The 20,066-nt window shown below is 69.8% G+C and carries 16 protein-coding genes; 2 read left to right on the forward strand and 14 right to left on the reverse strand.

Going from position 1 to position 20,066, the window contains the following annotated elements; all coding sequences use genetic code 11:
* Positions 1 to 2: 2 nt before the first annotated feature.
* The 4 genes from ctaD to HSO01S_RS02250 all read right to left on the reverse strand — a co-directional run bounded on the left by ctaD (position 3) and on the right by HSO01S_RS02250 (position 4,805).
* Positions 3 to 1,745 carry an aa3-type cytochrome oxidase subunit I gene (gene ctaD / locus HSO01S_RS02235; protein WP_066038926.1) on the reverse strand — a complete coding sequence of 581 codons (1,743 nt, stop codon included), beginning with the start codon at positions 1,743 to 1,745 and terminating at the stop codon, positions 3 to 5.
* Between the two features lie 9 nt (positions 1,746 to 1,754).
* The gene (gene ctaC / locus HSO01S_RS02240) at positions 1,755 to 2,624 is read right to left on the reverse strand and encodes an aa3-type cytochrome oxidase subunit II (RefSeq protein ID WP_066038927.1); all 870 of its coding nucleotides are present in this window, start codon (positions 2,622 to 2,624) and stop codon (positions 1,755 to 1,757) included.
* A gap of 224 nt (positions 2,625 to 2,848) precedes the next feature.
* Positions 2,849 to 3,229 (reverse strand): HesB/IscA family protein, encoded by a 381-nt coding sequence (locus tag HSO01S_RS02245; RefSeq protein ID WP_066038928.1) that lies wholly within the window; start codon positions 3,227 to 3,229, stop codon positions 2,849 to 2,851.
* Positions 3,230 to 3,308: 79 nt separating this feature from the next.
* Complete coding sequence (locus HSO01S_RS02250) at positions 3,309 to 4,805, reverse strand: dipeptidase (RefSeq protein ID WP_084361216.1); 1,497 nt, start codon at positions 4,803 to 4,805, stop codon at positions 3,309 to 3,311.
* Between the two features lie 36 nt (positions 4,806 to 4,841).
* Here HSO01S_RS02250 and HSO01S_RS02255 point away from each other — a divergent pair, with 36 nt between their 5' ends.
* Positions 4,842 to 5,411: a DUF3043 domain-containing protein gene (locus tag HSO01S_RS02255; protein WP_066038929.1), complete on the forward strand. Its 570-nt coding sequence runs from the start codon at positions 4,842 to 4,844 to the stop codon at positions 5,409 to 5,411.
* Positions 5,412 to 5,475: 64 nt separating this feature from the next.
* Here the strand turns inward: HSO01S_RS02255 and HSO01S_RS02260 are convergent, their stop codons facing one another.
* The 6 genes from HSO01S_RS02260 to HSO01S_RS02285 form a co-directional block, all read right to left on the reverse strand.
* Complete coding sequence (locus HSO01S_RS02260) at positions 5,476 to 6,528, reverse strand: quinone-dependent dihydroorotate dehydrogenase (protein ID WP_066038930.1); 1,053 nt, start codon at positions 6,526 to 6,528, stop codon at positions 5,476 to 5,478.
* 12 nt (positions 6,529 to 6,540) lie between these two features.
* Positions 6,541 to 7,053 carry a transcriptional regulator NrdR gene (nrdR, locus tag HSO01S_RS02265; protein ID WP_066038931.1) on the reverse strand — a complete coding sequence of 171 codons (513 nt, stop codon included), beginning with the start codon at positions 7,051 to 7,053 and terminating at the stop codon, positions 6,541 to 6,543.
* A gap of 169 nt (positions 7,054 to 7,222) precedes the next feature.
* The gene (gene hisD / locus HSO01S_RS02270; RefSeq protein WP_066038932.1) at positions 7,223 to 8,530 is read right to left on the reverse strand and encodes a histidinol dehydrogenase; all 1,308 of its coding nucleotides are present in this window, start codon (positions 8,528 to 8,530) and stop codon (positions 7,223 to 7,225) included.
* A 12-nt stretch (positions 8,531 to 8,542) separates the two neighbouring features.
* Entirely contained in the window at positions 8,543 to 9,934 is a 1,392-nt protein-coding gene (locus HSO01S_RS02275; protein WP_084361217.1) for a nucleotide disphospho-sugar-binding domain-containing protein, read from the reverse strand.
* Positions 9,931 to 12,147: a glycosyltransferase gene (locus HSO01S_RS02280; RefSeq protein WP_066038933.1), complete on the reverse strand. Its 2,217-nt coding sequence runs from the start codon at positions 12,145 to 12,147 to the stop codon at positions 9,931 to 9,933. The genes HSO01S_RS02275 and HSO01S_RS02280 overlap by 4 nt, the downstream gene beginning before the upstream one ends.
* A 117-nt stretch (positions 12,148 to 12,264) precedes the next feature.
* Positions 12,265 to 13,074 (reverse strand): TetR/AcrR family transcriptional regulator, encoded by an 810-nt coding sequence (locus HSO01S_RS02285; protein ID WP_066038934.1) that lies wholly within the window; start codon positions 13,072 to 13,074, stop codon positions 12,265 to 12,267.
* An 86-nt stretch (positions 13,075 to 13,160) separates the two neighbouring features.
* On the opposite strand from HSO01S_RS02285, the gene HSO01S_RS02290 reads away from it, so the two are divergent.
* Positions 13,161 to 14,018, forward strand: coding sequence for an SDR family oxidoreductase (locus HSO01S_RS02290; protein WP_066038935.1), 858 nt, complete (start codon positions 13,161 to 13,163; stop codon positions 14,016 to 14,018).
* 9 nt (positions 14,019 to 14,027) lie between these two features.
* Here HSO01S_RS02290 and dnaE read toward each other — a convergent pair whose 3' ends face one another.
* The 4 genes from dnaE to HSO01S_RS02310 all read right to left on the reverse strand — a co-directional run bounded on the left by dnaE (position 14,028) and on the right by HSO01S_RS02310 (position 19,964).
* Positions 14,028 to 17,489 (reverse strand): DNA polymerase III subunit alpha, encoded by a 3,462-nt coding sequence (gene dnaE / locus HSO01S_RS02295; protein ID WP_066039132.1) that lies wholly within the window; start codon positions 17,487 to 17,489, stop codon positions 14,028 to 14,030.
* A gap of 106 nt (positions 17,490 to 17,595) precedes the next feature.
* Complete coding sequence (locus HSO01S_RS02300) at positions 17,596 to 17,847, reverse strand: hypothetical protein (RefSeq protein WP_066038936.1); 252 nt, start codon at positions 17,845 to 17,847, stop codon at positions 17,596 to 17,598.
* Positions 17,848 to 17,918: 71 nt separating this feature from the next.
* Positions 17,919 to 18,596, reverse strand: coding sequence for a 4a-hydroxytetrahydrobiopterin dehydratase (locus HSO01S_RS02305; RefSeq protein ID WP_066038937.1), 678 nt, complete (start codon positions 18,594 to 18,596; stop codon positions 17,919 to 17,921).
* A 3-nt stretch (positions 18,597 to 18,599) separates the two neighbouring features.
* The gene (locus HSO01S_RS02310) at positions 18,600 to 19,964 is read right to left on the reverse strand and encodes a low temperature requirement protein A (protein WP_066038938.1); all 1,365 of its coding nucleotides are present in this window, start codon (positions 19,962 to 19,964) and stop codon (positions 18,600 to 18,602) included.
* Positions 19,965 to 20,066 lie beyond the last annotated feature (102 nt).

Below are 20,066 nucleotides of genomic sequence, written 5' to 3' on the forward strand. Positions count from 1 at the left end.
GGTTACTTCACCTTGTCCTGCGAGATGTCGTACGTGGGGGCATCCGGAGCATCCTTTGCCGGTCCGACACCGACGGGGATGCCGGCCTCGGGGTGGTTCAGGTCGAAGGCCGGGGACTCCGAACGGATGCGCGGGATCGACGTGAAGTTGTGCCGCGGCGGCGGGCAGGACGTCGCCCATTCGAGCGAGCGGCCGTAGCCCCACGGGTCGTTCACGGTGACCTTCGGCGCCGTCCGGGCCGTGATGTACACGTTCAGGAAGAACGGGATCATCGAGGCGGCCAGGATGAAGGCACCGATCGTCGAGAGCTGGTTCATCCACTCGAAGCCGGGCTCGGGCTGGTAGGTCGCGTACCGACGCGGCATCCCGATCACACCCAGCCAGTGCTGGATGAGGAACGTCGTGTGGAACCCGATGAACAGCAGCCAGAAGTGCCAGTGGCCCAGGCGCTCGTTGAGCATCTTGCCCGTCCACTTCGGCCACCAGAAGTAGAAGCCGGAGAACATGGCGAACACCACGGTTCCGAACACCACGTAGTGGAAGTGGGCGACGACGAAGTACGTGTCAGAGACGTGGAAGTCGAGCGGCGGCGACGCGAGGATGACACCGGTCAGACCACCGAAGGTGAAGGTGATCAAGAAGCCGATGGCCCAGATCATGGGTGTCTCGAAGGTGACGGACCCCCGCCACATCGTGCCGACCCAGTTGAAGATCTTCACACCCGTCGGCACCGCGATCAGCATCGTCATGAGCGCGAAGAACGGCAGCAGCACCGAGCCGGTGACGTACATGTGGTGCGCCCAGACCGTGACCGACAGGGCGGCGATCGAGATCGTCGCGTAGATCAGGGTCTTGTACCCGAAGATCGGCTTGCGGCTGAAGACCGGGAAGACCTCGGAGACGATGCCGAAGAACGGCAGCGCGATGATGTAGACCTCCGGGTGCCCGAAGAACCAGAACAGGTGCTGCCAGAGGAGCACACCGCCGTTGGCCGCGTCGTAGACGTGGGCTCCGAACACCCGGTCGGCGCCGAGCGCGAACAGGGCGGCGGCCAGCACCGGGAAGGCCATCAGCACGAGGATCGACGTGACCAGGATGTTCCAGGTGAAGATCGGCATGCGGAACATGGTCATGCCCGGAGCACGCAGCGTGATGATCGTGGTGATGAAGTTCACCGCGCCGAGGATCGTGCCGAAGCCCGAGAGCCCGAGGCCGAAGACCCAGAGGTTTCCGCCGTCACCGGGTGTGAACGTCGTCGACGACAAGGGCGAGTAGGCGAACCAGCCGAACGACGCCGCACCCTGCGGGGTGAGGAAGCCGGAGACCGCGATCAGCGAGCCGAAGAGGAACAGCCAGAACGCGAAGGCGTTCAGACGCGGGAACGCCACGTCGGGTGCACCGATCTGGAGCGGCATGATCACGTTGGCGAAGCCGGCGAACAGCGGCGTCGCGAACATCAGCAGCATGATCGTGCCGTGCATCGTGAACAGCTGGTTGTACTGGTCTTTCGTCTGCAGCAGCTCGAGCCCGGGAGCGAAGAGCTGGGCGCGGATGACCAGGGCCATCACACCGCCGAGGCAGAAGAACAGGAACGACGCGATCAGGTACATGTACCCGATGGTCTTGTGGTCGGTGGAGGTGATCCACCGCACCAGGATGTTGCCCTTGCGCCCGACCGTCTTCGACGGGGTGGGCTCGGGAAGTGCCGGTGACCCGGCCGAGGTGACATCCACTGTTGCGGTCATGTCGGGTTCCTACTCTTCTTCGGCGGGCGTGCCGATGCCCGGAAGGTTCTGGTTGCGGTTGTACTCGTCGCCGAGCTGGCCTTCGTTGCCCGAATCCTTCAGCGACTGGATGTAGTCGTCGTACTCCTGCTGCGAGACGACCTTCACGTTGAAGAGCATCATCGAGTGGTACTCACCGCACAGCTCGGCGCACTTGCCGCTGTAGGTGCCCTCACGCTCGGGCGTGACGTACATGTAGTTCGTCTTGCCAGGCAGCATGTCCTTCTTGTAGAGGAAGTCGATGACCCAGAACGAGTGGATGACGTCGCGCGACTTGAGCTCGATCTCGACGGTCTTGCCGACGGGCAGGTAGAGCACCGGCAGCTCGGACTCGACGAGGTTGCCGTTCGCGTCGTCCGGGTCGTCCTGACCCTGGACACCGGCGTAGTAGACGTCTTCGTCGACGTAGTTGAAGTCCCACGCCCACTGCTTGCCGTAGACCTGGATCTTGACGTCGGGGTCGGCATAAGGGGTCTCGATGGCCTGCTGGTCCTTCGCGGTGAAGGCGAAGAAACCGAGCACCAGGATCAGCGGCACGATCGTGTAGAAGATCTCGATCGGCATGTTGTACCGCAGCTGCGCGGGGAGGCCGGTCTGGCCCTTCCGGCGGCGGTAGACGACGATCGCCCAGATCGTGAGGCCCCAGGTGATGATGCCGACGATCAGCAGCACGATCCACGACGTGACCCAGAGGCCGATGACCCGGTCGACGTTGTTCGTGGTGCCGGGCTCCGTCGGGAGCCAGCCCTGGAGCTGTGCCTGCGTACATCCGGCGAGGACGACGGACATTGCGGCCGCGATAGGGATCGCGGCCCATCGGAGACGTCGGTTAGAGCGCACCAGTGACCTTTCGGGAAGCTACACCTCAGTGTATTTGACCTCCTCCTAGCCTACTGTGTCGATTTCCCCGGCGCTGCCACAGGAGGGTCCGATAGCGGTGTGTCCGGGGCCGGATCACGGCGTGTCGGGCACGGAATTCCTCGGAGCGTCGGCGTGGCGCGGGCAGACGAAAGGGGCCGCCCCGAAGGAACGGCCCCTGAGTCGTGACGGATCACGAAGTGGTATCAGTGGAAGGAGTCTCCACAGGCGCAGCTGCCCGATGCGTTCGGGTTGTCGATCGTGAACCCCTGCTTCTGGATCGTGTCCTCGAAGTCGATGGTGGCTCCCTCGAGGTAGGGGACGCTCATCTTGTCGACGACGACCTCGACGCCGTCGAAATCGACCACGCCGTCTCCGTCGAGCATCCGCTCGTCGAAGTAGAGCTGGTAGATCAGGCCCGAGCAGCCACCGGGCTGGACGGCGACGCGCAGACGCAGGTCGTCACGGCCTTCCTGCTCGAGCAGGCTGCGCACCTTGTCGCCTGCGGCCGGCGTGATGCCGACCTTGTGCGCGGGTGCATCGACGGTCGCGGTGTCGACGCCCGCGGTCAGGATGGTGTCGGTCATGTTCACTCCATTCGCTCGAAACAGGATCGAGAAATCGTAAGGATGACGGCAGTCTAACTCCGGAAACCGGGGAGGACGCTCAAGAATTCCCGGTGCGGGAATTCAGGCGGAGGAGGAGGAGGGCCTCGGCGGTGATGGCGCGCTTGAAGACGCCGAGGTGCAGGGACTCGTTGGGGCTGTGGGCGCGGGTGTGGGGATCCTCGACACCCGTCACCAGGATCTGCGCCTCGGGGAAGACCCGCACCAGATCGGCGATGAACGGGATGGACCCGCCGATGCCGGCCTCGACCGGCTCGGCCCCCCACGCGTCGCGCATCGCATCCTTCGCCGCCGTCACGGCCCAGCCGCTGGTGTCGACGAGGAAGGGGCTGCCGGTGTCGACCTCGGTGATCTCGACGTGGGCGCCGAACGGGGTGTGGGCGCGCACGTGGGCCTCGAGCGCTTCGAAGGCCTGCTGCGAGTCCTGTCCCGGCGCGATCCGGGCGCTCACCCGCACCGCCACGCTCGGGATGAGGGTGTTCGAGGCGTTGGCCACACTCGGCGCGTCGATGCCTGTGACCGTCACGGTCGGCTTCGACCACAGCCGCGACAGGATGGAGCCTTCGCCGATCGGCTTGACGCCGTCGAGCAGGCCCGCCTCGGCGCGGAGGGTCTCCTCCGTGTATTCGGGCGCCTCGATCTCGCGGCCCGTGAGGCCGACGACCGCGACCGAGCCGTTCTCGTCGTGGAAGCTGGCGAGCAGGCGGAAGGCGGCGAGCATCGCATCCGGCACCGCTCCCCCGAACATGCCCGAGTGCGAGGCGTGCGCGAGGGTCGACACCGTGAGCTTGAAGGTCACGTTGCCGCGGAGGCTGATCGTGAGCGACGGGGTCTCGGTGTCCCAGTTGTCGGAGTCGGCCACGACGATCACGTCGGCGGCCAGGCGGTCGCGGTTGGCCTCGAGGAAGTTGGCGAACGAGCGGGAGCCGAACTCCTCCTCGCCCTCGATGAAGAGCACGAGGCCCAGGTCGAAGTCGTCGCCGGCGGTGGCGGTGAGCGCCCGGATGGCCGCGAGGTGCGACTCGACCCCGGCCTTGTCGTCGGCTGCGCCGCGCCCGTAGAGGCGGTCGCCGCGCACGGTCGGCTCGAAGGGCAGCGACTCCCAGGCCGCGTCGTCTCCGGGGGGCTGCACGTCGTGGTGCGCGTAGAGCAGCACGGTTGGCCGCCCGTTGCGAGCGGCGCGGGTGGCGAGCACGGCGGGCTGTCCGAGCTCGCCGGACGGCGTCGCAGCGCGCAGGATGTCGACCGACTCGAAGACCCCGGTCGCCCTCGCGAGGCCCGCGACGGCCTCGGCGCTGGCGGCGACGTTCGCCGGGTCGAACGCGGCCCAGGAGACCGACGGGATGCGCACGAGGTCGCTGAGCTCGGCGATGCTCGACGGCAACGCGGCCTCGACCGCGGAGACCAGCGCGCGCTCCTGGTCGGTGAGGGCGGAGGAATCGGTGCCCGAAGTCTCCGCAGCGTCGGTGGCGCCCTCGGTGTCGGCGGAATTCTGCGTTGTTCTCTGGGCGAACGAGGAGTCTGAGCTGTCGGTCATGCAGGTAATCTTAAGAGACCGACGAACGAGGACACCGTGGCGAAGAAATCCAGCAGCATCGAAGAGCCGATCCAGGCACCCGTCGAGCAGACCGTGGGCAAGGGTCGCGCGACCCCCACCCGCAAGGAGCGCGAGGCGGCGAACCTGCGCCCGCTGGTGCCAAGCGATCGCAAGGAAGCGACGAAGGATGCGCGCCGCCGCAACCAGGAGCTCCGCGACAAGGCGCGCGTCGGCATGGCCAACGGCGACGAGAAGTACCTGCCCGCTCGCGACAAGGGTGTGCAGAAGCGGTACGTGCGCGACTACGTCGACGCCCGCTTCAACGTCGGCGAGTTCCTCATCCCGGCGATGTTCATCGTCATCCTGCTGACGCTGGTGCCCGCACCCGAGGTGCAGGCCTCGGTGATGCTCGGCCTGTACGCCTTCGTCGTGATCGTCGTCGCCGACAGCCTGTGGATGGGGTTCCGCCTCACCAAGAAGATGCGCGAGAAGTTCGGCGCCGACAAGCTCGAGCGGGTTCGCTGGTACGCGACGATGCGCGCCCTGCAGTTCCGCCGGCTGCGCCTGCCGAAGCCGCAGGTCAAGCGCGGTCAGTACCCGAGCTGAGCTTTCGGTCAGTCCGCACGGACGAGCACGGTCAGTACCCGAGCCGAGCTCGGTCGCCTGAGGTTCAGGCCTCGGGCTGCCTCGTCCGGCGGAGCCGCGCGAGACCGACGTTGATGCTGCGCGCCCAGAACGGCCCCCGGTAGAGGAACGCCGTGTAGCCCTGCACGAGCGTCGCCCCCGCGGCGAGCCGCTGGTCGACGTCGTAGGCGGTGTCGACCCCGCCCACCGAGATCACGCAGAGCTCGGGCGGCACGACGGCGCGGATGAGCTTCAGCACCTCGAGCGACCGGGCCGCGAGCGGAGCGCCCGAGAGCCCTCCGGCCCCCGCCGCCTCGACCACGACCGGGTCTGTGCGCAGGCCCTCGCGCGAGATCGTGGTGTTCGTCGCGATGATGCCGTCCAGGCCCAGGTCGACGACCAGCTCGGCGATCCGGCCGACCTCCTCATCCGTGAGGTCGGGCGCGATCTTGACCAGCAGCGGGGTGCGGCCGGCCTCCGCCTTCACGGCGGTCAGGAGCGGCGCGAGCCGGTCGAGCTCCTGCAGCCCGCGGAGCCCGGGCGTGTTCGGTGAGCTGACGTTGACCACGAGGTAATCGGCCATGGGGGCGAGGGCACGGGTGCTCTGCAGGTAGTCGCCGACCGCATCCTCGACATCCACGACCCGGCTCTTGCCGATGTTGACGCCGATGACGGGCCGGGGATGCGCGGTCGAGCGCACGCGGGCCAGGCGGAGCGAGGCGGCGGCCGCCCCGGAGTTGTTGAAGCCCATGCGGTTGACGACGGCGCGATCCGGGATGAGCCGGAACAGGCGCGGACGCGGGTTGCCCGGCTGCGCGCGGGCCGTGATGGTGCCGACCTCGACGTGCCCGAAGCCGAGGGCGCCGAATCCGCGGATGCCCTTCGCGTCTTTGTCGAACCCGGCGGCCAGCCCGAACGGGGTCGGGAAGCGGAGCCCGAGCGTGTGCACCGAGAGGTCGGCGCCCGAGGCCGCCGTGAAGCGCGCGAGCAGCTTCTCGAGGCCGAGCTTCGGGATGGCGCTGATCACGCCGAACGCGAGATGGTGGGCGCGCTCGGGGTCCATCCGCGACAGGACATGGCGGAAGAGGAGCTCGTACACGGCGGCTGTCGGCTACTCGGCCGCGTCGCGGGCGGCGGCGTCGCGGGCGGCGGCGTCGCGGGAGCCGGTCTCGGCGGCCTCGTGCTCGACCCGCAGCAGCGTGATCGCGGCCTCGAAGTCGTCGAGCGAGTCGAAGCCCTGGTAGACGCTGGCGAACCGGAGGTAGGCGACCTCGTCGAGCTCACGGAGCGGCTGCAGGATGGCCAGGCCGATGTCGTTGGCCTCGATCTGGGCGGCGCCGGAGAGGCGCACCGTCTCTTCGACGCGCTGGGCGAGCACGGCGAGGTCGCTGTCGGTGACGGGCCGGCCCTGGCAGGCCTTCCGCACACCGCTGACGATCTTCTCGCGGCTGAACGGCTCGACCACGCCGGAGCGCTTGATCACGTTGAGGCTCGCGGTCTCGGTCGTGCTGAAGCGGCGACCGCAGTCGGGGCACTGGCGACGGCGGCGGATGGCCAGGCCGTCATCGGTCGTGCGGGAGTCGACGACGCGGGAGTCGGGGTAGCGGCAGTAAGGGCAGAACATGGCCCCTCAATCGTATCGGCTCTCCCGCACCCCGAGGCCCGAGGCCCGCCCCCACTGTCCGCGACCCGCCCCGACTGTCCGCGATCCGTCAGTTGTTGTCGCTATCCGGAGGTTTTAGCGACAACAAGTGACGGATCGCGGACAGTCAGGCGGGACGGGGAGGCGCGGGTCAGGGGGTGAAGCGGGCGGTGACCGCGTCGCCGTGCGCCGGGAGGTTCTCGGCCGCCGAGAGCGCCACGATCCGCGCAGCCACCGACTCGAGCGCCGCCCGGTCGTAGCGCACGATCTGCTGCGGCCGGAGGAAGGTGTACGCCCCGAGCCCGGACGAGAAGCGCGACTGCCCGCCCGTCGGCAGCACGTGGTTCGACCCGGCGAGGTAGTCGCCGAGACTCACCGGCGAGTACGCGCCGAGGAAGACCGCGCCGGCGTTGTGGATGAGGGCGAGCGTCGCATCCGGATCGGCCGTCTGCAGTTCGAGGTGCTCCGGGCCGTAGACGTTGCTCACGGCGGCGGCCTGCTCGATCGAGTCGACGAGCACGATGGCCGACTGCGGCCCGTCGAGCGCGACGGCCACGCGAGCGGCGTGGGTGGTGGTCGCGGCGACCCGGGACAGCGCATCGACGACCGCGGTCGCGAGCTCGGGCGAGTCGGTGACGAGCACGGCGGCGGCGAGCTCGTCGTGCTCGGCCTGGCTGACCAGGTCTGCGGCGACGAACTCGGGGTCGGCGGTGCGGTCGGCGATGATCAGAATCTCGGTGGGCCCGGCCTCGGAGTCGATGCCGACCACGCCGCGCACGATCCGCTTGGCCGCGGCGACGAAGACGTTGCCCGGGCCGGTGATGACCTCGACCGGGTCGAGCCCGATCTCCTCGACCCCGTAGGCGAGGGCGCCGACGGCTCCCGCTCCCCCGATCGCGTAGACCTCGTCGACGCTGAGAAGGCCGGCAGCACCCAGGATCGTCGGGTGGATCGAGCCGCCGAACTCCTTCTGGGGCGGCGAGGCGATCGCGATCGATCCGACTCCCGCCAGCTGCGCCGGGACGACGTTCATCACGACGCTCGACGGGTAGACCGCCTTGCCGCCGGGCACGTAGAGCCCGACCCGCTCGACCGGGTGCCAGCGCTGCTCGACGACGGCACCGTCGTCGAGGGTGGTGATGCGTGCATCCGGGATCTGGGCCGCCGTCGCGAGACGCACCCGCGCGATGGCCTCCTCGAGCGCATCGCGCACGGCCGGGTCGAGCCCGGCTACGGCGGCGTCGATCTGGGCCTGGGGCACGCGGATGTGCTCGGGCTCCACCCCGTCGAAGCGCGAGGCCTGGTCGCGGAGGGCGACCACGCCGTCTTCGCGGACCGCTTCGACCAGCGCGAGGGCAGCCTCGGAGGCCACCGTCACGTCGGTGTCGGCGCGGGGCACGAGGCTGACGAGTTCGGCTCGGGAAGGGGTCTGGCCGCGGAGGTCGATGGTCTTGATCATGGCTCTCCCAGCCTAGCGAGTGAGGCGGTGGCCGCCCGGCGTCCCGTCGGCCGCGAGGGCGGGGTGGCCGCCCGGCGCCAGCCCGGCCTCCGCGGACAACTCGCCGACGGCGCGGTGCGCCCGGTCGGGCCCGGGCTCGGCCGCGAGCCCCTCGGCGATCGCGGCGAGCCCCGCCCGTCCGGCGAAGGCCGGGTCGAGGAGCCGCCGCAGCGCCTCCTCCGCCGCATCCGCCGTCAGCGCATTGGGGTCGAGGGCGAGGCCGAGACCGGCACGCTCGAGCGCTGCGGCCCCGGCGAACTGGTCGGTCGAGAACGGGAGCACGAGGGTGGGCACGCCGAAGGTCACGGCCTCGGTGACGCTGTTGTTGCCGCCGTGGGTGACCGCGGCAGCGGCCCCGGCGAGCAGCGTCACCTGCGGGAGGTACTCCCGCACAAGCCAGCTCTCCGGCAGCTCACCGAGGAGCGTCGGGTCGCCGGATCCGGTCGCGATCGCCGCGCGCACCCCGAGGTCGCCGAGCCGCCGGAGCGCCTCGGCCACGACCGCGAGCACGTCGTCGCGCACCGAGAGGAAGCTGCCGAAGCTCACGTACACGAAGGGCGTGTCGGATGACGCGAGCCACCGCCCCACCTCAGGGTCCCCTGAGTCGTCCCGGGGCATCGAACCGAGGTGCCGATGCGGAGGCATCGACGAGTCGCGGGCCGGGTCGGCGAGCTCGGCCGGATAGTTGAACAGCAGCAGGTCGCCGGTCTCCGAGAACGCCGAGGCCGACGGTTCCGCCGTGGGATCGAGCACCGCGAGGGCACCGTTCCACTCGGCCGTGAACGAGACGCTGACCCGCTCGCAGAGGTCGCGCAGCGCGGCGAGCTCGGCGGCATCCGGTTCGAATGCGGCGGGCCAGGTGGCGGGGAAACCGTAGAGCTCGTTGCCGACGGGCAGCGCCGAAGGATGCCCGAGCACCACGTCGGCGTACGGGATGCGGGCGGCCGTGAGTCCGAGACGCGCGCTGAAGGCGAGATGGTCGACCAGGATCGTGTCGGGCCGCACCTCCTCGACCACCGCGACGGTGGCGCGGGCCTTCTCGACCGGCTGCCACATCAGGTCGGTCAAGCGCTCCTCGGCCTGGTAGCGGAGGGTCGGCACCATCCCGAGCCGGGTGGCGTCGAAGAAGCCGCGGAGCGAGGTGTCCTCCTCCTGCGGCTGCTCGTCGGCCCGGATGACCCCCGGGTTGGACCCGCGGCCGAGCTGCAGCGGTACGCGCTCGAACCCGAAGCGACGCACGATCGAGTCGGTCGCCTCGCCGGTCGCGACGACCACGCGTTCGCCGCGCTCGCGCCAGGCGCTCGCGATGGTGACCAGGGGCAGGAGGTGGGAGGCGTAGTCGGGGCTGATGACGAGGACGGTCACGACTGCGGCACCGGCCAGGCGAGGTCGCTGTTCTCGCGCCGCACCCGCTCGTAGACCCCGCCGAGGGCGGTGGCCATGGCCTGGATCGTGAAGCTCGACTCGACCACCGCACGCGAGCGCGCGGCTCGGTCGGTCGTCGTCTCGGCGGCCGCGGCGACCAGGGCCCGGTCGATCGCTCCGGTGAGCGCGGCCGGGTCCCAGGTGCGGGTGAGGAAGCCGGTCACGCCGTCCTCGACGTAGGTGGCCGGGCCGCCGCCGTCGGGCGCGACGACCAGGAGCCCCGTGGCCATCGCCTCGAGCAGCGCGATGCCGAACTCCTCCTTCAGGCTTCCGCAGACGTAGACGCCCTGGGCGGCGCTCAGGCCGGGCAGGCCGGTGCGTGCGGCCGCCATCCAGCGCGCGACGGTGTCGTTCGGGCGGTGACCGGGGAGCAGGAGGCCGCGCTCGGCACGCTCGGCGACCGGGATTACCGCCGCGATCGCGTCGAGCTGTTCGCGCTCGGCGGCCGAGGGGTCGGTGAGGTTGCCACCGACCAGGAGCAGGTTGGCGCGGGATGCGGCGGCGCTGCCCTGCCAGGCCGCGACGATCGCCGCCATCCCCTTCACCTGGTGGAAGCGGCCCACGCTGACCAGGAGCGGCAGCCCCCGGCGGTCGGCGGGAAGGGTCTCGACCAGCGCGCGCAGCTCGGCCAGTTCGGGGCCCGCCTCGCCACCCGCGGCGTGCGCCCGGGCCTCCTCGACCGCGAGGTCGACGACGCGCAGGTCGATGCCCTCGGGCACGATCGTGTGGCGCTCGGGATGCGAGTCGATGTCGATGCCGACGAGCGTGCTCATGTCGCGGCGGAGCTCGGGGCGCGGGAACAGCACGGTGTGGTTCGCGTTCGAGGCGAGCCGCTGCACCAGCCGGGCGCGGAACCAGAAGTGCTCGCGCTCGTCGGCCGCGCCGAAGTTCGAGCGGGTCAGCGAGCCGGCGGAATCCATCGACTGGATGACCGCGTGCGGGTCGGGCGCGACCGTGAAGACGACCGGGATGTCGAGCTCGCGGGCGACGTCGGAGGCGGCGAGGCTGCCGACCTCGGCCATCCGCAGGTGCAGCACGTCGACCTGGCCGGCGGCGCGCAGGATGCGGCGGATGCCGCGACGGGCGGCCACCCGCTGCGGCCACGCGGTGGCGGAGCTCGCCGTCGGGGTGAGCAGCGGGATGCGGCCGTAGAGGTGGCCCGTCTCGTGGGCGGCGATGTCGGCGACGCTCGAGATGGCCTCGGGAACCGTGCCGCGAGACATCGTGAGGACGCGGGCGACGGCGGGGGCGTCACGATCCGGGTCGGCCCCGACGGGGGCTTCGACCGGTCCGGCGACGTGGGCACCGGGGCGCCCGCCGACGAGCGCGTCACCGAGGCGGACGAGCAGCGTCGCCACTCCCCCGTTGTCGCCGCTGCCGGCCGCGCTGAGCGCGGCATCCACGTCGGCGTGCAGGAAGAGTTGAGCGACGGTGAGCGGCCCGCCGGTGCTCCGGGTGCGGATGACGCCCCCGGCCAGGTCGATCAGGCCGAGGCGTGCGACGTCGGCGAGCGGGCCGTCCTCTCCTCGGGCGAGGTCGTCGAGGAGCTCTGCAGCCCGGCTCTCACCCCGGTGCTGACCGAGACCGGCGATCGCGGCGGTGCGGACGAGCGGGTGCTCGCCGGCATCTGCGGCGGCCTGGATCAGGCGCCGCGCGGGGCCTTCGCCGCGGATGAGGCCCAGGGTCTCGACCAAGCGGTACCGGGCGTTCGGCTCGTGGATGCCCAGGAGGGCGCCCTCCAGGCCGACGGCGACGTGGTCGGGGGCGGTCTGCGCCCACTGCTCGAGCGAGCGCTGGGCGATCATCCCGCCGAAGCCGCCTTCGACGACCATGCCGATCAGGCGGCCGACGCCGTCGAGGTACGGGATGCGCGCCCCCAGCACCCAGGCCGCGTGCTCCCGCAGGAACCCGCGGTCCTCGGACAGCAGGCCGGTGAGGACGCGGTTGGCCTCGTCGTCGACGATCTGACCGAAGGCGTGGGCGGCCGCGATGGCGGCGATGTCGTCCTCGCTGTCGAGGGCGCCGGTGAGGATGCGGAGCGTGCGGAGCCCCGGCTCGCGGCTGGCCTCGAAGGCGAGGTCGTCGGCGCGGCGCATGGCCTCGACGATCCGATCGGCCTCGAGCACGCCGTCGAGTGATGTCTGAATGCCCACTGCTCGCCCTACTGCTGGAGTCGTCTCGCGGCCGGCAGTCGGACGCGCTGTTCAACGATAACCCTAGATTGTCTAGCGATAAAGTTGCCTAACGGCTGCCGAATCTCCGGCGAAACCTCAGCCGGCGGCCCCGGGGCGGTCGAGCCACTCGACCAGGAGGGTCTGTTCCGAGGAGCTGAGGAACGGCAGTCCGGACGCGTGCGCGCGGAGCGCCACGACCGCCGCGGTGCGGGATTCGGCGTCTGGATCGGACTGCACGTCGCTCCCCCGTTCGCCCACGCCTGACTGCGCCTCGCCGGCCCGCCCCTCGTCTGCCTGCCCGTCGCCTGCGCTCCCCTCGACGAGGATGCGTCCCAGCACCGCCTCGAGCATGTCCTCGAAGACCCCAGGGCTCCGGAGTTCGGCGGGCAGCGCGAGCGAGGACTGCACCGCACCGAGGCCGGCGGCGTGCATGATCGCGACCGCTCGCGCCTCGGAGACCCGCAGGAGTCCGGCCCGCGCGACCCGGTTCATCCGACTCGCCAGCACCCGGAGACCCGCGGCCGACGCCTCGGACCGCGCGGAACGATCGGGATCGCTCAGCAGCCGGAACAGGGCGGGGTTCGCGAGACCGAAGTCGATCTGGTCACGCCACCCCCGCCGCAGATCCTCGACGGGATCGGCTCCTGCGGCGGAGGCCTCGCGCACGGTGTCGCGTTTCGCGGCGACATGGGTGGCCATCGCGTCCTCGGCCACCGCTTCGAGCAGACCGTCCTTGTCTCCGAACAGCCGGTAGATGGTCGGCGCCTGCACGCCGGCCCGGGCGGCGACGGCCCGGGTGGTGACGGCGGCCGCTCCCCCGTCGCCGATCAGCACGGCGGCGGCTCGGATGATCCTGGTGCGGGAATCCGCGATCGTCCGGTCGTCGTCGGTCGGATCTGCACTCATGTTTCCGATGGTAACGCATGAGCGCTAGCGCTGTAATATCGGTGCTACTGTTGCGCTGATTCCACCGCTAACGAATTGGAGCGATCATGATCGTCATCACCGGCGCCACGGGGGCCCTCAACGGAAGCACCCTCAAACACCTGCTCGAGACCATGCCCGCCGGAGGGATCGCCGCCGTCGTGCGCGACCCGTCGAAGGCCGGCGCGCTGGCCTCGCGAGGGGTCGAGATCCGCCAGGGCGACTATGCCCGGCCCGAGACTCTTGTCCCCGCTTTCTCCGGCGCCGACCAGCTGCTGCTCGTCTCGTCGAACGACCAGGGCGCGGATGCCGTCGCCCTGCACCGCAACGCGGTCGAGGCCGCTGTCGAGGCGGGCGTCGGCCGCATCCTATACACGAGCCATCAGGGAACCGCGGCCGACAGCCCCTTCGCGCCGGCGCGCGACCACGCGGCGACCGAGGAGCTGCTGGCCGCCTCGGGGCTGCCGTGGACCTCGCTGCGCAACGGCTTCTACGCCCACACCCTCGGCTGGGCCACGGCCGGCTGGCGCGAGACCGGTGTGATCGCCGTGCCCGCCGACGGGCCGATCTCGTGGACCGCGCGGGAGGATGCGGCCGAAGCGGCCGCCGCCGTGATCCTGAGCGACGGCAAGTACGAGGGGCTCGTCACCCTCACGGCGCCGGATGCCCCGGACTTCACCCGGATCGCCGAGATCGCGAGCGAGCTGGCCGGCCGCCCGGTGGAGCGAGTCGTCCTCGACCCCGAGGAGTGGGTCGCGCGCCAGGTCGCGGTCGGCGCGCCCGAAGCCGGGGCACGGTTCCTGCTCGGGATGTACCTGGCCGCGGCGGAGGGCTACTTCTCCGGCACGGATCCGCTTCTGGGCACCCTGCTCGGGCGCGAACCGGCCTCGGCGCGTGACGCACTCATCCAGGCCGACGAGCGATGAGGTGCTGGCTCACACCAGGCAGTTCGGCCCGAGCAGCGACTTGAGCTCGCCGTACAGGTCGGCCGTCACGTTCACGCCGTAGGGCACCTCGAACACCCGCACGTTGTCGCTCTTGACCAGCCGCAGCCTCACCTCGGTATCGCCGGAGTGCCGGATCAGCACGTCGTTCAGCGCCTGCACCGTGTCGGTGGTCGCCTTGTACTCGGCCAACGAGATCTGCAGCGGGCCCGAGGTGCCGACCTGCCCGAGATCGGGCTGGAACAGGCTGAACGCGTGCAGGTTCATCCCGTCGTCCCGCAGCGAGACCCGTCCGCGCACGACGACGATGGTGTCGTTCGTGAGCGCCGGCCCGAACTCCTGGTACGTCTTGCCCATGAACATCGCGGTGATCTCGCCGCCGAAGTCCTCGACCGTGATCATGCCGTACTGGTTGCCCGAGTTCTTCGCGGTGCGGTGCTGCACGCTCGTGATCAGGCCCGCGACCGTGACCTGGTCGCCGTCCTGCGTCTGCTCGCTCTCGAGCAGGTCGAGGATGCTCGTGGAAGCGACCTTGGCGAGCGGGATCTCGAGACCTGCGAGCGGGTGGTCCGAGACGTAGAGCCCGAGCATGTCGCGCTCGAACGCGAGCTTGTCGCGCTTGGCCCACTCGGGGCGCACCGGGATGTCGTGCACCTCCTCCGGCGCATCCCAGAGCGAGTCGAAGTCGAAGCCGACCTGGCCGTTCGCCTCGTTGCGCTTCTGCGAGACGGCGTTGTCGATCATCCCCTCGTGCACCTCGATCAGGGCGCGGCGGGTGGAGCCGAGCGAGTCGAAGGCGCCGGCCTTGATCAGCGACTCGATCGTGCGCTTGTTGGTCGCACCGAGCGGGATCTTCTTCAGGAAGTCGCCGAAGGAGGTGAACGCCCCCTTCTCCTCGCGAGCGCCCTTGATCAGCTCGACCACGTTCATCCCGACGTTGCGGACCGCACCCATGCCGAAGCGGATGTCGGTACCGACGGCGGTGAAGAAACCGATCGACTCGTTGACGTCCGGCGGCAGCACCTTGATGCCCATGCGGCGGCACTCGCTGAGGTACATCGCCATCTTGTCCTTGGAGTCGCCGACGCTCGTGAGGAGCGCGGCCATGTACTCGGCCGGGTAGTGCGTCTTCAGGTACGCGGTCCAGTACGAGACCACCCCGTAGGCGGCCGAGTGCGCCTTGTTGAAGGCGTAGTCGGAGAACGGCAGCAGGATGTCCCAGAGCGTCTTGACCGCGGCCTCGGAGTAGCCGTTGTCGTGCATGCCCTTCGAGAAGCCCTCGTACTGCTTGTCGAGCTCGGACTTCTTCTTCTTGCCCATCGCGCGCCGCAGCAGGTCGGCCTGCGCGAGCGTGAAGCCCGCGAGCTTCTGCGCGATCGACATGACCTGCTCCTGGTAGACGATCAGGCCGTAGGTGCCGCCCAGAACCTCCCGGAGCGCCTCTTCGAGCTCGGGATGGATCGGCGTGATCGGCTGGATGCCGTTCTTGCGCAAGGCGTAGTTCGTGTGCGAGTCGGCACCCATCGGGCCCGGCCGGTAGAGCGCCAGGACGGCCGAGATGTCCTCGAAGTTGTCGGGCTTCATCAGGCGGAGGAGCCCGCGCATCGGGCCGCCGTCGAGCTGGAACACGCCCAGGGTGTCGCCGCGGGCGAGCAGCTCGTAACTCGGCACGTCGTCGAGGGTGAGGTCTTCGAGCACGAGGTCTTCGCCGCGGTTGGCCCGGATGTTGTCGAGCGCGTCGTCGATGATCGTCAGGTTGCGAAGACCCAGGAAGTCCATCTTGATCAACCCGAGCGACTCGGCCGCCGGGTAGTCGAACTGGGTGACGATCTGGCCGTCCTGCTCCCGCTTCATGATCGGGATGATGTCGATCAGCGGATCGCTGGACATGATCACGCCCGCCGCGTGCACGCCCCACTGCCGCTTCAGGTTCTCGATGCCGAGCGCGGTGTCGAAGACCGTGCGCGCCTCGGGGTCGGTCTCGATGACCGTGCGGATGTCGACGGCCTCCTTGTACCGCGGGTGCGCCTTGTCGAAGATGCCCGAGAGGGGGATGTCTTTTCCCATGATGGGCGGCGGCATCGCCTTCGTGAGCTTCTCGCCCATGCTGAACGGGAAGCCGAGCACGCGCCCGGAGTCTTTCAGCGCCTGCTTCGCCTTGATCGTGCCGTAGGTCACGATCTGCGCGACGCGCTCGCTGCCGTACTTCTCGGTCACGTACTTGATGACCTCGCCACGGCGCCGGTCGTCGAAGTCGACGTCGAAGTCGGGCATGCTGACTCGGTCGGGGTTGAGGAACCGCTCGAAGATCAGGCCGTGCACGAGCGGGTCGAGGTCGGTGATCTTCATCGCGTAGGCGGCCATGGAACCGGCGCCCGAACCACGGCCGGGGCCGACGCGGATGCCGTTGCGCTTGGACCAGTTGATGAAGTCGGCGACGACGAGGAAGTAGCCGGGGAAGCCCATCCCCTTGATCACGCCGACCTCGTAGTCGGCGCGCTCGCGCACCTCGCGGGTGACGCCGTCGGGGTAGCGCTCCTTGAGCCCGGCCTCGACCTCCTTCTCGAACCAGGTCGCCTCGGTCTCGCCCTCGGGCACCGGATAGCGCGGCATGTAGTTGGCGCTCGTGTCGAACGCGACCTCGCAGCGCTCGGCGATCAGCAGCGTGTTGTCGCAGGCCTCCGGGTAGTCGCGGAAGATCTGGCGCATCTCGGCCGCCGACTTGAGGTAGAACTCGTCGGCGTCGAACTTGAAGCGGTTCGGGTCGCTGAGGGTGGAGCCGGACTGCACGCAGAGCAGAGCGGCGTGGCTCGTGGCGTCGTGGGCGTGCGTGTAGTGCAGGTCGTTCGTCGCGACCAGCGGCAGGTCGAGCTGCTTGGCGAGCCGGAGCAGGTCGGTCATGATCCGGCGCTCGATGTCGAGACCGTGATCCATGATCTCGCAGAAGAAGTTCTCTTTGCCGAAGATGTCGCGGAAGTCGGAGGCGGCCTTGACGGCCTCGTCGTACTGGCCGAGCCGGAGACGGGTCTGCACCTCGCCACTCGGGCATCCGGTGGTCGCGATCAGGCCTTTGCCGTACTCGCTCAGCAGCTCGCGGTCCATCCGGGGCTTGAAGTAGTAGCCCTCGATGCTCGCCTTGCTGGAGAGGCGGAAGAGGTTGTGCATCCCCTCGGTGCTCTGCGAGAGCAGGGTCATGTGCGTGTACGCGCCGGCGCCGCTGACGTCGTCGCCGCCGCCGTTGCCCCAGCGCACCCGCGTCTTGTCCGAGCGGTGGGTGCCGGGGGTGAGGTAGGCCTCGGTGCCGATGATCGGCTTGATGCCCGCCTCGGTGGCCGTCTTCCAGAAGTCGAAGGCACCGAAGACGTTGCCGTGGTCGGTGACCGCGACGGCGGGCATGCCCTGTTCTTTCGCGGCCTCGATCAGGGGTTTCACCCGCGCGGCGCCGTCCAGCATCGAGTACTCGCTGTGGACGTGCAGGTGCACGAAGGAATCGTTCGAGGGCACTGAGTCTCCGGCGTGGTCGGCGTGGGTTCCAAGTCTAAACGCCGACCCGGGGAGGTCAGGCGACCACGCCGCCCATCGCGCCGATGACCCTCAGCTGCTGCTCGCGCGCGACGCCCTGGGCGTGGAACTTTCCATCGGGCGTGAAGTACGCGACGAGCCCGTCGGGGTTCGGATGACCCCAGGCGCGGAGGTGCTTCTCGAGGTCTTTGACGTAGTAGCGCGCCTCACCGTCGATCGTCTTCTTCTCGGTGTGCTCCGAGGCCTCGAGCTGCTCGGGGGTGAAATGGGATGTGTTCTCCGGCTCCATGGCAGAAGCGTATCCGGGGCGGGGCGGTCAGCTCCAGAGGGTGGGCGTGCCGGATGCGGCGACGCGCGCGGTCAGCTCCAGGGGCTGTCGTCGCGCCACGGGGCGAGGTCGACCTCGTTGCCCTCGGGGTCGGCCAGGGTCCACCACTCCGGCGCGTCGGCGTCGTTCGCGATGCGGCCGCCGGCGGCCAGAGCGGCGGCCAGCCGGGACTCCACCTGGTCGCGGGGCAGGTAGACGTCGAGGTGGATGGTGTTGCGCTCGGCTCTCGGCGCGTCGATCTGCTGGATCCACACGTTCGGGCCGAGCCGGCGCGGGTCGGTGAGATCGGCATCCTCGACCGGGGTGTAGCCGAGAACGGCCTCCCAGAACCGGCGGACGGCCGGCACGTCGACCGCGTCGATCGCGATCTGCAGGCTCTGCACGGCCGAGGGGTCGGCGCGCAGGCCGAGCTCGCGCGCGGCCCCGGATATCTGCCGGGCCAGGTCGAGGTCGCGCCGGCTGATGTCGCCGGTGTCGTGGCTGATCAGGCGCACCGCGACGCCTCCGTAGCGGAGGTCGATTTCCGGATGATGCCCGGCGGTCTCGGCGAGAGTCGCGACGGCAGCCACGAACGCGGCGCCCCGCGCGAACGACCCCGGCCCGGCGGATACGGTGTCGAAGAAGGCGCGGGCGCCGTCGCCGACCACCCGCCAGTCGGCCGTGCCCTCGGCGGCCCGGAAGTCGCGGGGCGAGATCGCGTCGTCGCTCATGCCTTACGTTGTACGCCCTGCGGGCGGCGCTGTCGAGGCCTCCCCTTCCCGCCGCGCTGCCGAGGCCTCCCCCGCACGCCAGGCGCGGAGGGTGTGCCGGTAGCCGACCAGTTCGTGGCCCACGACCTCGATCACGGCGCCCAGCGCGACGAGTCCGACGATCACGCTGAGGGAGGTAAGCGAACCGCGCTGCTCGATGTCGAACGGAGCATCCCGGCCTGTGATCGCTCCCATGACGACGGCGGCGGCCAGAGGGGCGAGCGTCAGCAGCACGAGCGGCAGGTGGCTGAGGTCGTAGGAGCGCATCAGCACGCTCCAGATCAGGAAGATGAGCACGACCGTCAGCGCGAGCGGGATGGCGAGCGCGAGCGCGATCCCGTAGAGCGACACCTCGCCCCGCTCGACGGCGATCGTGGTGAGGTGCAGGCCCGCGCCGATCGCCGCGATCGACCCGAAGAGGGCGAGGTGGGCGTACCGCCAGGCGAAGGTGCGCTCGGGCCGCAGCTCGAGCACGAGGCGGGAGGGGACGAGGAAGTAGGTCCACCACACCGCCGCCGCGATCACGAGCCCGGACGCGGCGATCAGCACGGCCTCCCCCGTCCAGCCCTGTTCCTGGGTGAGGGCGCCGACCGCCGCCGTCGTCCCGGCGATCACCTCGCCGACGGTGATCAGGGTCAGCAGCGCGAAGCGCTCGGCGATGTGCCCGGCGTTCCACGGCGAGTAGCCGTATCGCCTGGTGGCGACCACCGGGGCGACCATCTCGAACAGTGCCACCACGACCAGCGCGATCACGGTCGCGGGGGCCGGGAGCGGGAGCACGGCCGTCAGCAGCCAGGCCACCTGCGCCACCGAGATGATGATCACGTAGGAGTAGGCGTTCCTCCGGTGGTCCGGGTCGCGGATGGCCGCCCGCAGCCAGAGCAGGATCTGCGGCACCCGCATGATGATGTACCCGATCACCATCAGGAGGTTGTTCGGACTCTCACCGTGCGCGGCCGCCTCGAACGAGACCGGCAGGCCGTAGGTGAGCACGATCACGCCGATCATCTGCACGATCGTGGCGAGACGCACGAGCACGTCGTCGTTGCTGTAGGCCGACGAGAACCAGGTGAAGTTGAGCCAGGCCCAGCTGACCGCCCAGATCGCGAAGGCGTAGGCGCCGATCGAGGGCCAGATCGTGCCCTCGCCGAGGTGCTCGGCGAGCAGATCGGCCGCCGCTGCGAAGGCGACGACGTAGGTGAGGTCGTAGAGGAGCTCGAGCGGGGTGGTGGTTCGCCCGCGCTCGCGAGGGTCACGGCCCGTCATGGGCCGCAGGCGGTGGTGCAGTTCGTGCTTGAGCTGGGTCTCGAAGTCGATCGTGCCGGTCATGTTCCCTCCCGGCTGCATTGTGACGCACCGGGAGCCGCGTGACCAGAGGCGGTTCGCGGTCGCGACGACCGCATCCGGGTGCCGGTGTCGTGGGGTGTGCCT

Source organism: Herbiconiux solani NBRC 106740 (genome assembly GCF_001571005.1).
Taxonomy (GTDB): Bacteria; Actinomycetota; Actinomycetes; order Actinomycetales; family Microbacteriaceae; genus Herbiconiux; species Herbiconiux solani.